This window comes from Bradyrhizobium sp. Arg816 (assembly GCF_029989365.1).
In the GTDB taxonomy this organism is placed as follows: domain Bacteria; phylum Pseudomonadota; class Alphaproteobacteria; order Rhizobiales; family Xanthobacteraceae; genus Bradyrhizobium.
In genome coordinates this window covers 133,503-147,101 of sequence record NZ_JAPRAQ010000012.1, presented here as the reverse complement: position 1 = coordinate 147,101, position 13,599 = coordinate 133,503, and the positions used below count along the sequence as shown (strand labels likewise).

Here is a 13,599-nt window from a genome sequence, read left to right as displayed (position 1 = left end):
GCCTCACCATGCCATGGCCGGCGACGCCAGACAAACCGGTCTTAGTTCAGGCCAGCGGATGGTGGCAAGCGGCGAACTGGCCGGGTGCGACTTCGCGCAACTCCGGTATCTCCGCGCTGCATCGCTGATCGGCCCGCGGGCAGCGGGTGCGGAAGCGGCAGCCGGACGGCGGCGCAATCGGCGATGGCGGCTCGCCGGTCGCCACACTCTCGACGGGACGCACGTCCGGATCGGGCACCGGGATCGCCTGCAACAGCAGGTCCGTGTAGGGATGTGCGGGCTTCGCGAACAATTGCTCCGACGGCCCGACCTCGCAGAGGCGGCCGAGATACATCACCGCGACGCGGTCGCTGACCGCTTTCACCACCGCGAGATCATGCGCGATGAACAGCAGCGTCAGGCCGAAGCGTGTTTTCATCTCCTCCAGCAGATTGAGGATCTGCGCGCGGATGGAGACATCCAGCGCCGAAACCGGCTCGTCGCAGACGATGAATTCGGGGTTGAGCACCAGCGATCGCGCGATGCAGATGCGCTGGCACTGGCCGCCGGAGAATTCATGCGGCAGACGGCCCGCCACGATATCGGGGTCGAGCCCGACCGCGGACAGCACCTCGTGAACGCGCCGCTTGCGCTCGGCGGCATCCTTGACGCCGGCGATGATGAGCGGCTCGGCGACGATGTCGCCGATGCGACGGCGTGGGTTGAGCGAGGCGATCGGATCCTGGAAGATGAGCTGCACACGGCGGCGCATCTTGCGCAGCGCCTCGCCTTCCATCGCGGTGAGGTCCTCGCCGTCGAACAGCACGCGGCCGGACTTGGCGCGACGCAATTGCAGCACCGCGCGCCCCAGCGTCGACTTGCCGCAGCCGGATTCGCCGACCAGCCCCAGCGTCTCGCCGCGCGCGACCTGGAGGCTGACGCCGGAGACCGCGTGCACCGTCTTGTTGCCGAGACCATATTCGACGACGAGATTGTCGACGTTCAGGAGCGGCTCAGCGGGCATGGCAAGCTGCATCATGCGCCAATCCCCTCCGTCATCTGGATCGGATGGAAGCAGGCATAGAGATGATCAGGCATCTCGGCGCCCTTCAATTCGGGCTTGGCCTCGTGACAGCGCCCTGCGGCATAGCGGCAGCGCGGCGCGAAGGAGCATCCTTTCAGTGGCCGCGTGGGATCGGGCGGACGGCCGGAGATGGCGGGCAGCGGCGTATGCGGCGCGGTGTCCAGCTTCGGGATCGCCGCCAGCAGCGCCTCGGTGTAGGGCATGTGCATGCGCTTGAACAATTCCTGCGTCGGCGCGCGCTCGACCACCCTGCCCGCATACATTACGGCGACCTCGTCGGCGCGGCCGGCGACGACGCCGAGGTCGTGGGTGATGATGATCATCGCCATGTGGCGGCGGCGCTGCTCGCGCGCCAGCAGATCGAGGATCTGCGCCTGGATCGTGACGTCGAGCGCCGTGGTCGGCTCGTCCGCAATCAGGAGCTTCGGCTCGCAGGACAGCGCGATCGCAATCGCGATGCGTTGGCGCATGCCGCCAGAACATTGATGCGGATATTGCGTGAGCCGCTGCTCCGGCGCCGGAATGCCGACGGCGGCGAGCAGCTCGATGCTGCGCTTCCGCGCCGCCGGCGCGTCGAGCTCGAGATGCTCCTGGATCGTCTCCATCAGCTGGGTGCCGATGGTCAGCACCGGGTTGAGCGAGGTCATCGGGTCCTGGAACACGACCGCGAGGTCACGCCCGCGCAGGCTCCGCAGACGCTCCGAGTCGAGCCGCACCAGGTCCTGGCCGTCGAACATCACGCGCCCGGTCAGCTTCGCCTTCTTCGGCAAGAGCTGAAGCACCGCGCGCGACAGCATGGTCTTGCCGCAGCCGGATTCGCCGACGATGCCGAGCGTGCGGCCCGCCTCCAGCGACAAATCGACATGATCCACGGCGCGCAAATTGCCGCGCGGGGTCGGCAGTTCGACCGCCACGTCCTCGATGGTCAGAAGCGGCGCGCTCACAGCGCCCCCTGACGCGGGTCGGTCAGGGCCCGCAAGGTGTCGCCGACCAGGTTGAAGGCCAGCACGGTCAAGAACAGCGCGGTTGCCGGCAGGAAGGCCAGCCGCGGCGCGACGTCGAGGCTGTCGCGCCCCTCGCCGATCATGCTGCCCCAGCTCGCCATCGGCGGCGGCACGCCGAGCCCGAGGAAGGACAGCGCGCCCTCGACCACGATGGTGACGGCAACGCCGAGCAGGAAGAAGGCCAGCAGCGGCAGGATCACGTTCGGCAGCAGCTCGCGCAGCAGGATGCGCGCATGGCTGGCGCCGAGCGCCTCGGCCGCGATCACGAACTCGCGCCGCGCCAGCGTCAACGTGGCCGCGCGCGCCACCCGCATGAAGGCGGGAATGCCGAGCACGCCGAGGATCAGGGTGAGATTGGGAATGGACTGGCCGAGATAGGCGGTCACCGCGAGCGCGAAGATCAGCGGCGGAAACGCCAGCAGCACGTCCATGCTGCCGACCACCAGCGTCTCGAACCGGCCGCGGAAATAGCCGGCGAGGAGACCAAGCGCGCCACCGAGCGCAAGGCCGATCATCGGCGCGATCAGCCCCACCGTCAGCGAGACGCGCGCGCCAAAGATCAAGCGGGCGAATTCGTCGCGGCCGAGCCCGTCGGTGCCGAGCCAGTGTTCCCCGGAGAACGCGGCACGGCGCTCCAGCATGTCCATGTCTACAGGGTTCTGCAGCGGCAGCACCGGCGCGAGGATCGCGAGCGTCAGGACAATCGCGAGCCAGGCGCTCGCGAACCAGAACAACAGGCCGAGCCTGCGGCCGCGGCGGACGGGCGCGGACGCCTCGTCCTGGATGGAGAGCTCAAGCGTGGCCATGGCGGATCCTGGGATCGAGCACGGCATAGAGCATGTCGACGATGAAATTCACGATGACGAAACCCGAGGCGACCAGCAGCACCACGCCCTGGAGGATGACGAGGTCGCGGGTGTAGATCGCGCCAACCAGCAGGCGGCCGATGCCCGGCAGCGCGAAGATCGATTCCACGATCAGCGTGCCGCCGAGCAGGCGGCCGATGTTGATGCCCGTGACCGTCACCAGGGTCAGCGACGATGGCTTGAGCGCATGCACGAACAGGATGCGCGCGGGCTTGAGGCCTTTTGCTTTCGCGAGCGCAATGTAGTCCTCCTGCAGGGTCGCGATCATGTCGGAGCGCAGCACCCGCATGATTCCAGGCCATTCCGCCAGCGCCAGCGTCAGCGCCGGCAGCACGAAGAAGCGTAAATTGGCCAGCGGCTCCTCGGTGAACGGCACATAGCCGGTCGCCGGCAGCCAGCGCAGCTCGACCGCGAACAGATAGATCAGCAGGATCGCCATCAGGAAGGACGGCATCGACAGCATGGCGAACGCACTGCCGGTCATGAAGCGGTCGAAGGCGCCACCGGCGCGCGCGGCGCAGGCGATCGCGAGCGGCACGCCGATCAGGAGCCCGATGAATTCGGCCATCAGCATCAGCTCGAGCGAGACCGGAATGCGCTCGGCCACCGCCTGCAACACCGTCTGCCCGGTGCGGAAGGAGCGGCCGAGATCGCCCTGCAGGACGTGACCGAGCCAGCTCAGGTAACGCCACCACAGCGGCTGGTCGAGCCCCATGTCACGGCGCAACGCCGCGACATTCTCCGGCGTCGCCTGATCGCCGAGGATGACATAGGCGAGGTCGCCCGGCAGCAGCGAGGCGATCAGGAAGGTGAGCAGCGAGACGGCGAGCAGCACCGGCAGGATGGCAAGGAGCCGCCGCGCGACGAAGTTCAGCATCGCGTGGTCATTCCAGCCAGGTGGTCGAGACGTCGATCACGCCGTTGTACATTTTCGGAAAGCCCTTCAGCTTGGCGCTCGACAGCGCGTAATAGGTGTTCTGGAAGGTCCAGAACCAAACGGCCTCCTTGTTGATCAGGCGGCTGATCGCGCAATAGTCCTCGATACGCGCGGCGGGATCGGCGGTGACGCGGGAGTGGTCGAGCAACCGGTCGAGCTCCGGATCGGCGAAGTTGGCCAGCGCCAGCGGGCTGCCGCTGCGGAAGTTCGCATACATCTGCGGATCCGGATCGGCGAGGTCGACGATGCGCCAGGGTATGAGCTGGAACTGACGCATGAAGGCGCGCGGCGGAATGGTGGCCTGGTCGACCTGCTCGATCTCCATGTTGGCGCCGGCGCGCTTCCAGAATTGCTGGAGCACCTGGCCGATCATGCGGCCGCGAGGCGTCGCGGTCACCAGCGTCTTGAACTCGACCGGCTTGCCATAGTCCTTGATCAGTGCCTTGGCCTTCTCGACGTCGAACGGCAGCGCGCCGTCGTCCTTGCACTTGACCCAGGAGCCGTCGCCGTAGGGATTGGTCGCGGGCCGGCTCAGGCCGTTGCTAATTGCCTGCGACATCTTCGGACGGTCGATCGCCATCACCAGGGCCTGCCGCACGCGGACGTCGTCGAACGGCGCCACCTTGGTGTTGAAGGCATAGACCGCGGCGCCCGAGCCCTTGTAGGTGTGCACGGTGAGCTTGGAGTCCTTCTGCGCCTTCATGATGTTGTCGGCGTCGTTCTCGTCGTCCCAGATGATGTCGGCCTCGCCCGATTGCAGCGAGGCGAAACGCGACTGCGCGTCGGGCAGCGGCTTCAGAATGATACGGTCTAGATAGGGACGGCCCTTGTTCCAGTAGTCCGGATTCTTCTCCAGAACCATGCGGTCGCCGGCGGTCCATGATTTCAGGATGTAGGGACCGGTGCCGACGGGATTGCGATTGTAGTCGTCGCCCTTGGTCTTCCAGGCCGTCGGCGAATGCACCGCATTGTTCTGGCTCTGGATGGTGATCACCGACGGCAGATTCACCGAAGGGTCGGTGAGCTTGTAGACGACGGTGTATTCGTCGGGCGCCAGCACTTCCTTGACGTTGGTGATGTAGAAGGCGCAGCGGCACTTGTTGGCCGGGTCCTTCTGCCGGTCGAAATTCTCCTTGAACGCCTGTGCATTGAATGGCGTGCCGTCGTGGAATTTCACGCCCTCGCGCAGCTTGAAGGTCCAGCTCATGTAGTCGTCGGAATGGGTCCAGGATACTGCCAGCTTTGGCGCGGCCTCGCCCTTCTCGTCGAGCGTGGTGAGCGTATCGAAGATCGCAGCCGCGGCGGTGAAGGTCGAGGTGTCGTAGACCCCGACCTTGAGCGGATCGAAGCCGGGAATATCCAGCTCCTGACCGACGGTGATGCTGCCGCCCGCCTTCTGCGCCTGCGCCGGCCCAGCCGGCGGAAGGAGAGTAAATGCCGCAACAAGGAAAATCGGCGCATGCTTGCGCGCCGCGGCAGCAAGGTTCGTCATGGTTCCTCCCGGGATCCCTCGTCCGATGTTTCGGATCGTTGAATGACTCGGCGGCGAGCTTGGCGATAAATGCTCGCCACGGCAAGAGGAACACGCGAGAGATCAAACGCTGTAGTGGTGCTGCGATGCGCTCAGTTTGTCGCAGCCGTTTTGCCTGACGGAATTGGAGCATCGTCGGCGAGGCCGATCTCCTCGCGCAATTCGTCCGTGTGCTCGCCAAGCACGGCCATGGTCTTGGCAGGCGCCGTATCGGCGCCCGACATCCGGAACGGCAGATTGAGCACCTGGAACGAGCCACCCTCGTCCTCCACGGACGAGAGCGCCAGCCGGTGCGCGAGTTGCGGATCGGCCAGCGCCTCGGACACCGTGCGATAGGCCGAGGCCGGCACACCGGCCGCGCCAAGCGCGACAAGGCACGCGTCGGTCGTGAGCGGCCGCGACCAGGCCTCGACGCCGTCCATCATGTCGACCCAGTTCTCGCGCCGCGCGGCGTAGGCGGAGAAGCGCGGATCGGAAATCCATTCCGGGCGGCCGATCACACCCATCAGGCACTGAAACGTCTTCTCGCTCGCGACCGTGATCATGACATAGCCATTGGCCGTCTCGGTCGGCCCGAACATCGGGCGCGGCGGCGGCTTCACCGCGAATTGCGAGCTCTGCAGCTCGATCACCGTCAAGGTCAGCATCGATTCCAACATCGAGACGTCGATGTGCTGGCCCTGCCCGGTCATGGTGCGCTGATAGAGCGCCGATGCAATCGCGCCAAAACCGTAGGTGCCGGTGACGACGTCGGCATGGTAGATGCCGCAATAATCCGGCCGGCTGCGGCCGGGCTGGTAGGCGAGATGCGCCATGTCGTAGCCGGAGGCCGCATGGATCACCGGCGCATAGGCCGGCAGCTCGGCCGAGGGGCCGGTCTGGCCGTAGCCGGAGATCGAGCAATAGATCAGCTTGGGATTGACCGGACGCAGGCTGTCGTAGTCGAGCCGCAGCCGGTGCATCACACCCGGGCGAAAGTTCTCGACCAGGATATCGGCGGTCGCGGCCAGCCGGCGCACCGCCTCCTTACCCTCCTCGGACTTGAGATCGAGCACGACGCTTTTCTTGCCGACGTTGAGCTGGCCGAATACGGTGCTGCACCCCTTGCGCAGCGGCGGCCGGGTGCGCATCGTCTCGCCCCCGTCGGTCTCGATCTTGATGACCTCGGCGCCCATGTCGGCAAGCATCCGCGCACAATGGGGACCGGCGATGGTGGTCGAAAAATCCAGGACCCTGAGGCCCGCGAAGGCCTTTGTCGTCGTCCGCTCATGCTTATCTGCTAACGGCATGCCTGCTTACGCCCCCTCGGTCTCTTAGGAACTATCGAAGTTCTTTCTTGTTGGTGCGCCGACCCTAGAGGGCGGCGGGTGAGTAGGAAAGTCTTTACCGAACGGACGCGTCTCGCGGGCGGCTTGGGAATTCCAGGACAACTGGACCCGTTCTTGCATAGCAGCAAGCGGGATCGGATGAGGGCAGCTGTTCTTGAGGGTCTTGTTCGTCACAACCGAGATGGACGATTTCGTCCGCGTTGGCGGACTCGGCGCCGTTTCCGCTGCACTTCCCAGGGCGCTTCGCCCTCTTGCCGATATCCGGGTCATGTTGCCCGGCTACCGCGACATCATCGAACAACTCACGCATATTCAGATCGTTGGCCGCTGCCCGGCGTTTGCGGAGATGCCGGCCTGCTCGCTCGGCCGTGCTGCGACCAAGGACGGGCTGCCGGTCTATGTGCTGTTGTGCTCACAACTCTACGACCGGCCCGGCAATCCCTATGGCGACGAGTCCGGGCACGACTGGCCGGACAACGACATCCGCTTTGCGCGCTTTGCCTCGGCAGCTGCTGAGCTGGCCATGGGCAAGCTGGACAAGAATTGGGCAGCAGACCTGATCCATGCCAACGACTGGCAGGCCTCGCTCGTGCCGGCCTACCTCGCCTGGCGCGGCGCCAAGCTGCCGTCGATCCTGACCATCCACAACCTCGCCTATCAGGGCCTCTTCCCGAAGGACTCGCTGCGGCGGATCGGCGTCCCCGAGAGCTCCTTCCATATCGACGGCGTCGAGTTCTACGACCAGCTCTCCTTCCTCAAGGCCGGGCTGGTCTATGCCTCGCACCTCACCACCGTCAGCGGCACCTATGCACGCGAGATCACGACGGAGGAATTCGGCTGCGGCCTCGAAGGCCTGCTTCGCGTCCGCTCCGACGCGGCCGAGCTCACCGGCATCCTCAACGGCATCGACGAGAGCTGGGACCCGCGCTCCTGCTCCCAGCTCGCCCAGCAATTCGGCGCCGGCGACTGGGTCGGCAAGAAGGCCAATGCGGATTACGTGCGCAAGCAATTCGGGCTCGCGGTGTCGCGCGGCCCGATGTTCGCGATCGTGGCACGCCTCGTGCACCAGAAGGGTATCGACCTCGTGCTGTCGGCCGCCGACGAGATCATCGATGCCGGCGGGCAGATCGTGGTCACCGGCTCCGGCGAGCCGGCGCTCGAGCAGGCGCTGATCGACGCGCATCGCCGCCGTCCCGACGCGATCGGGGTTACGATCGGCTTCAACGAGGCCCAGGCGCGGCGCATCTTCGCGGGCAGCGATTTCACATTGATGCCGTCGCGCTTCGAACCTTGCGGCCTCAGCCAGATGTACGCCCAGCGCTTCGGCTCGCTGCCGATCGGTCACCAGACCGGCGGCCTCGCCGAGACCATCACCGACGGCGAGACCGGCTTTCTGTTCTCGCAGCCCTCGCGCGCGTCCTTCCTCGGCGGCGTCCGCCGCGCCTTCTCGACCTTCATGGCGCAAGACCAGCTCGACTCCATGCGTCGCAGCGCGATGGGACGATCGTTCTCCTGGAGCATCTCGGCCGGCAGCTACAGCGCGCTGTATCGGAGGCTGGCCTCGGTGTGAGGCTGGAGCGCTTCCTCACACTCCGTCATTGCGAGCGCAGCGAAGCAATCCAGACTGCCTCCGCGGCGGCAGCCTGGATTGCTTCGTCGCAAGGGCTCCTCGCAATGACGGCGGTTGTGGCAGCAGCTGGGAACCTCATCCCTTCCCGCGCACGTCCATTTGCGGCCGACCGATCCAGGCGCGATTGAGACACCGGGTCATCCAGTCGGGCTTCGGCTCGCCCCGCAGCCGCGCCTGCGCTTCCTGGTAGGGACCGACATAGCGCAGCCGGTCCGGCAATCTCGGATAGACGCGGCCGATCCACTTCAGCGCGTTGTCGGCTGCCCTCTTGTCGCGCTCGTCGAGTACAAACCCGAAGCCCGCTCGCAGGCGCTCCGGCAACATCCTCGCGGTGAGCGCGCGATACCATCGCGGTGGCCGCAGCCACGGACGAGCGCCGCCAAGGATCTGCGCGGCGATCTCGCGCGCCGCCGGGCTGACGGTCAGCGTCTCCGACTGCGCCATCGCCGCGGTGTAGGCCGCAAAGCCGGACCAGTCCGCGGGCAAATCGTCCGCCGTCAATCCGAACAAGGCGCCGAACATCCGGCTCTCGCTCCAGTAGCGCTCGCGCTCCTCCGCCGAGAGCGGCGGCAGGACCAGGTCATGCGCCATCACCGCGGTCTCGACCAGCGTCGCATGAACCCAGCGCAGCGACGGAATGTCGTTGGCGCAGTAGCGCGAGCCTGCCGCGAACGGACCGACAGTCTCGGGCATCTCGCCGACGATCATGCTGTGGCGCCGATGCAATTGCCGGGACGACAACTGCGCCCGGTCGAGCGAGCCGAACACCATCGCAAAGACGATATCGAAGGTGCGATGGAAGCGGCCGATCGGATCGGCGAGGGTCCGCGAATGCTCCGCGATAGCGGCAGCGACCCAGGGATGCGCCAGTTGCAACAACAGCGCACGGCCGGCGCCGAGAAAGATGACGGCCTCCCGGTCGATCCGCCATGTCACCGTGTCAGGACCGAACACGCCGGCAACCGGTCCCGCCGCGTCAGCGCGGACCTGATCGAGGGCCAATTCCAGATCGTTCCCGGATACCAACTGCAAGGCCTCTCAAAGGCGGGCGACAACCGACAATCCGCAGGGCCTGTGGCAATTCGATGAAAGCGGACGCGGCCCTACTCCGCCGCCATCGGCATCTCGTCCATATGCTCGTGCAGCACCACGCCGGCGAGCGGATCGAATTCACCGATCCACGGCTTTCGCGCTAGCACCGATTTCGTGTGAGCATAGCCAGCATGCCAGCGCCGCGTAATGCCTGACGGACTGAAGTCGATATCCTTGGTATGGGTCTCGCGCTCGAGCTGCGGCGCCAGCAGCCGCACCACATGCATGCGGGTCGGACAGCCGTAGCTCATCAATTCCCTCACCGCGGCATCGTTGCGCTCGCTCTCGGGCAATCGCGCGGCAAGCTGGTTGATGACGTGGCGCAGGCGATGGGCCTGCTGCTGTCGCACGATCTGGCTCGCGATGCGGCTGGAGTACTGCACGTCCTTATGGCGGTTCAAGACCTCCGCCATCGTGGTCGGCTCGGCGCCGACGGGATTCCACAGATGCACGGAGAAGATCAGCGAATCCCTGCGTGGATTGTCGTCGAATACGGCCTCCGTCGGCGTGTTCGACAGGATGCCGCCGTCCCAATAGAGCTCGCCATCGATGCGCACCGCCGGGAAGGCCGGCGGCAGCGCGCCCGAAGCCATCACATGCTTCACCGTCAGTTCGCCGTCGCGGCTGTCGAAATAGCGCATTTCGCTGGTGCCGACATGAGCCGCACCGACCGTCAGTCGCGGCGCGCAGCGATTGGCCAGATCGAAATCGACCAGCTCGCTCAGCGTCTTCTCCAGCGGCGCGGTCGAATAGAAGCCGGCGTGATCGGCGCCGAGCGGATAGGAATCCCCGGCATGGGCCAGCGCATTGGGGCGGAAGAAACCTGGAATGCCGTGGGTCACGGTCGACCAATAGGCCAGCTTCTCGTTGAAGTCGGGAAACGCGCCACCGAGAGCCCAGACCTGATTCTGCTCCATCCGCTTCCAGAACTCCTTCAGGCGCGCGAGCCTGTTCTCCGGTGCGTTGCCGGCGATCAGGCTCCCGTTGATCGCGCCGATCGAGGTGCCGATGACCCAGTCCGGCTCGATCCCGGCCTCGTGCAGGGCCTGGTAGACGCCCGCCTGATAGGAGCCGAGCGCACCGCCGCCTTGCAGCACCAGCACGACCTGTCCCGGCAGATCGTCAGGCCCGCACACTCCGACATTTTTCTGCATGCTCGTCACACTCCTGCTCCGGAGAGCCTGCCCCGTCGCTTCTACGCAAAATCCTCCGGCATTGTTACGCCCGGCGACCGCCGGCCGTCCAGCGACCATGTCCGGAAAGGGCAGCGCGGAACCAATGGAGCGTTAACGCTTGGCCGGGGCGTCCTGCGGCGGCTCGTCGTCGGCGATGGCGCGCCAAGCCGCGCCGTCGAGATCGTCATACTGGCCGCTCCGCAGCGACCAGAGGAAGGCGAAGAGGCCGGCAAGACCGAGCATCAGTGCCAACGGGACCAGGATCACCAGGATTTCCATCACACGATCTCCCGTGACGCATTGCGCGCCCGCAGCGAATTCAGCATGACCAGGATCGACGACCCGCTCATGGCCGCCGCCGCAATCAGGGGCGTCACGATGCCGCTGATCGCCACCGGCACGGCGAGGACGTTATAGCCGATCGCCAGCCAGAGGTTCTGCCGCATCAGGTGCAGCGCCTTGCGCGCGGAGTCGATCGCGGCGACGACAGGTGCCAGCGGCCGGCCGAGGAAGACCAGATCGGCGGTCGCCTGGCTGAGATGCGCGGCCGAGATCGGCGACATCGAGACATGGGCCGCCGCCAGCGAGGGCGCGTCATTCATGCCGTCGCCGACCATCAGCACTTTGGCGCCGCGCTGCTTCAGTTCCTCGATCCGTGCGATCTTGTCGGCCGGCGTGACGCCGGCGCGCCACTCGGCGATGCCCAGCGCATGCGCCGCCGCGATCACCGCGGGCTCACGGTCGCCGGAGAGGATCTCGATGCCGACATTGCGCGCCTTCAGCGCCGCGATCACGGCCTGCGCGTCCGGCCGCAGGCCCTGACGAACCGAGAGGATGACTTTTTCAGTCCCTTTACTGAAAGCTACGATGGAGGCTTCGGGATCGAGCGTGGCCCCGCCGACCAGCGCTTCGGCGCCGCAGAAGGACGGACGGCCAAGACGGATCTCGACGCCGTCCACCACAGCCCGCACGCCCTGCCCGGCCTCCTCGACCGCACCAACGATCGGCGACCTTGCGCCGGCGGCCTGCGCGACTGCGGCGGCGACCGGGTGATGGCTCGACAGCGCGAGACGGCCGGCGAGTTCGAAGACGTTGGGGGGGATGTCGGCCGCATTCATCACTTCGAGATCGGGCAGCGTCAGTGTGCCGGTCTTGTCGAAGATGACGTGGTCGGCCTCGGCCAGCCGCTCGATGGCGTCGCCTGAATTAAGCAGCACGCCAGCTTTGAACATGGCACCCGAGGCCACCGTCTGCACGGTCGGGATCGCGAGCCCGAGCGCGCAGGGACAGGTGATGATCAGCACGGCCACGCCGGTCACGACCGCATCGTGCCAGCCCGCACCCGCGATGACCCAGCCCAAAATGGTGATCAGCGCGGTCGCATGCACCACCGGCGCGTAGAGCCGCGAGGCGCGATCTGCGAGCCGCATGTAGCGCGAGCGCGCCTGCAGCGCGTTGTCGAGGAGCCGCGTGATCTCGGCGAGCAGCGTCGCCTCCGACGCAGCCGAGACCCGCACCCGCAGCGTGCCGGAGATGTTCATGGAGCCCGCATAGACCGCCGTGCCCCGCTCCGCCGTGACATAGAGCGTCTCGCCGGTGATCAGGCTCTGATCGATCTCGGAACGCCCCTCGATCACCGTGCCGTCGACGGCGCAACGCTCGCCGGGCCGGAGCAGCACGATGTCGCCGGGATGGATCGCCGCGACCGGGACCTGCGAAATCTCGTCGGGACCGACGAATTTTGCGGCCGTCTCTGCTTTCAAGGCGGCGAGATTGCCGGCGACCGCGCGGGTCCGCCGCCGCATGTTCTGGTCGAGGACGCGACCGACCAGGAGAAACGTGAGCAGCATGATCGCCGCGTCGAAATAGGCGTGCTCGGCGTGATGGATGGTCTCGACCACGGACATGCCGAGCGCAAGGCACACCCCGATCGAGATCGGCACGTCCATGTTGGTGGTCTTGGCCGACAGCGCGCGCCAGGCCGAGCGGAAGAACGGCTGGCCGGCATAGGCCGCCGCCGGTAGCGCGATCAGCGCCGACAGCCAATGAAAGAAGTCGCGCTGCTCCGGCAGCATGTCCGAGACGTTGCCCGACCAGACCGGGATCGACAGCATCATCACGTTCATGGTGGCGAACGCGGCGACGCCGAGACAGCGCAGCAGGAAGCGCGATTCCGCCACTTCCGTCGCTTCCGCGCTCTCGGTCTCGTAAGGATAGGCCTTGTAGCCGAGTTCCGCGAGCCGATCGATGAAGCTGATAGGGTCGAGCGTGCCCTGCTTCCATTCCAACGCGACGCGGCGGTCGGTGAGATTCACACGCGCCAGCGTGACGTCGGGGATGGCGGAGAGGCCGCGCTCGATCTTGGCCATGCAGCCGGCGCAGTGAACCCCCTCGACCGCGAGATCGATGTGCTTGATACCCTCGCCCGCGATCCGGACGTAATGCGAAAAATCCCGCGTGACATGCATGACGGATTCCCTCAGTTCAGGATCACGCGGTTGCGCGACATGAACACGCGTGTTCCGCGCGCCTCGCCTTCGATCACGAGATCCCACTGCCCCGGCGCGACCGAGGTGGCATTGCCGCGATAGATGCCGATGCCGGCCTCCGAGAGTGTGACCTGGAGATCGGCGCGCTTGTCGGTCGGCCGCTCCAGGCGGCCGCCGAATTTCAACCCGCTCATCGGCTGGCCCTTCGCATCGCGGGCGTCGACCTGGAGCGTGGCGGCGCCATCGGCGCGGCGCTCGATATGGGCGCTGACCTGCCATTTGCGCGCAGCCTGGTCCTGCGCTGCCGAGATCTCGCGGTCATAGGTGAGGCCTGCGGCATAGGGGCTGTCGACGTCGGTGCCGGGCAGCGTCGCGATCGCGAGCTTCATCATGGTCACGTTGACACCGATCACGAGCCCGAAGAAGGCGACCAGCATCAGGAACACTTTTGTTCCGGTCAGCGGCTTGGTGGCCATGGCGGTCT

Annotated in this window: 12 protein-coding genes; 1 reads left to right on the top strand and 11 read right to left on the bottom strand. The window is 66.3% G+C overall.

The window, feature by feature from the left end; all coding sequences use genetic code 11:
• Window positions 1-46: 46 nt before the first annotated feature.
• The 6 genes from OWC48_RS27450 to OWC48_RS27425 form a co-directional block, all read right to left on the bottom strand.
• Window positions 47-1,018 carry an ABC transporter ATP-binding protein gene (locus OWC48_RS27450; protein WP_282522772.1) on the bottom strand — a complete coding sequence of 324 codons (972 nt, stop codon included), beginning with the start codon at window positions 1,016-1,018 and terminating at the stop codon, window positions 47-49.
• Window positions 1,015-2,007, bottom strand: coding sequence for an ABC transporter ATP-binding protein (locus tag OWC48_RS27445; RefSeq protein ID WP_282522771.1), 993 nt, complete (start codon window positions 2,005-2,007; stop codon window positions 1,015-1,017). Before OWC48_RS27445 ends, OWC48_RS27450 begins: the two co-directional genes overlap by 4 nt.
• The gene (locus OWC48_RS27440; protein ID WP_282522770.1) at window positions 2,004-2,873 is read right to left on the bottom strand and encodes an ABC transporter permease; all 870 of its coding nucleotides are present in this window, start codon (window positions 2,871-2,873) and stop codon (window positions 2,004-2,006) included. Before OWC48_RS27440 ends, OWC48_RS27445 begins: the two co-directional genes overlap by 4 nt.
• Window positions 2,860-3,810 carry an ABC transporter permease gene (locus tag OWC48_RS27435; protein ID WP_282522769.1) on the bottom strand — a complete coding sequence of 317 codons (951 nt, stop codon included), beginning with the start codon at window positions 3,808-3,810 and terminating at the stop codon, window positions 2,860-2,862. Before OWC48_RS27435 ends, OWC48_RS27440 begins: the two co-directional genes overlap by 14 nt.
• Window positions 3,811-3,817: 7 nt before the next feature.
• The gene (locus tag OWC48_RS27430) at window positions 3,818-5,362 is read right to left on the bottom strand and encodes an ABC transporter substrate-binding protein (RefSeq protein ID WP_282522768.1); all 1,545 of its coding nucleotides are present in this window, start codon (window positions 5,360-5,362) and stop codon (window positions 3,818-3,820) included.
• A gap of 131 nt (window positions 5,363-5,493) precedes the next feature.
• Window positions 5,494-6,690 (bottom strand): CaiB/BaiF CoA-transferase family protein, encoded by a 1,197-nt coding sequence (locus OWC48_RS27425; RefSeq protein ID WP_282522767.1) that lies wholly within the window; start codon window positions 6,688-6,690, stop codon window positions 5,494-5,496.
• Between the two features lie 193 nt (window positions 6,691-6,883).
• Between OWC48_RS27425 and glgA the strand changes: the two genes are divergently transcribed.
• Window positions 6,884-8,299, top strand: a complete 1,416-nt coding sequence (glgA, locus tag OWC48_RS27420) for a glycogen synthase GlgA (RefSeq protein WP_282522766.1) — start codon at window positions 6,884-6,886, stop codon at window positions 8,297-8,299.
• Between the two features lie 135 nt (window positions 8,300-8,434).
• Here glgA and OWC48_RS27415 read toward each other — a convergent pair whose 3' ends face one another.
• The 5 genes from OWC48_RS27415 to OWC48_RS27395 all read right to left on the bottom strand — a co-directional run bounded on the left by OWC48_RS27415 (window position 8,435) and on the right by OWC48_RS27395 (window position 13,591).
• Entirely contained in the window at window positions 8,435-9,385 is a 951-nt protein-coding gene (locus OWC48_RS27415) for an oxygenase MpaB family protein (protein WP_282522838.1), read from the bottom strand.
• A 77-nt stretch (window positions 9,386-9,462) separates the two neighbouring features.
• Window positions 9,463-10,605 (bottom strand): patatin-like phospholipase family protein, encoded by a 1,143-nt coding sequence (locus OWC48_RS27410; protein ID WP_282522765.1) that lies wholly within the window; start codon window positions 10,603-10,605, stop codon window positions 9,463-9,465.
• A 132-nt stretch (window positions 10,606-10,737) separates the two neighbouring features.
• Complete coding sequence (ccoS, locus tag OWC48_RS27405) at window positions 10,738-10,905, bottom strand: cbb3-type cytochrome oxidase assembly protein CcoS (RefSeq protein WP_282522764.1); 168 nt, start codon at window positions 10,903-10,905, stop codon at window positions 10,738-10,740.
• Window positions 10,905-13,094 (bottom strand): cation-translocating P-type ATPase, encoded by a 2,190-nt coding sequence (locus OWC48_RS27400; RefSeq protein WP_282522763.1) that lies wholly within the window; start codon window positions 13,092-13,094, stop codon window positions 10,905-10,907. The genes ccoS and OWC48_RS27400 overlap by 1 nt, the downstream gene beginning before the upstream one ends.
• 11 nt (window positions 13,095-13,105) lie before the next feature.
• Window positions 13,106-13,591, bottom strand: a complete 486-nt coding sequence (locus tag OWC48_RS27395; protein ID WP_282522762.1) for a FixH family protein — start codon at window positions 13,589-13,591, stop codon at window positions 13,106-13,108.
• Window positions 13,592-13,599 lie beyond the last annotated feature (8 nt).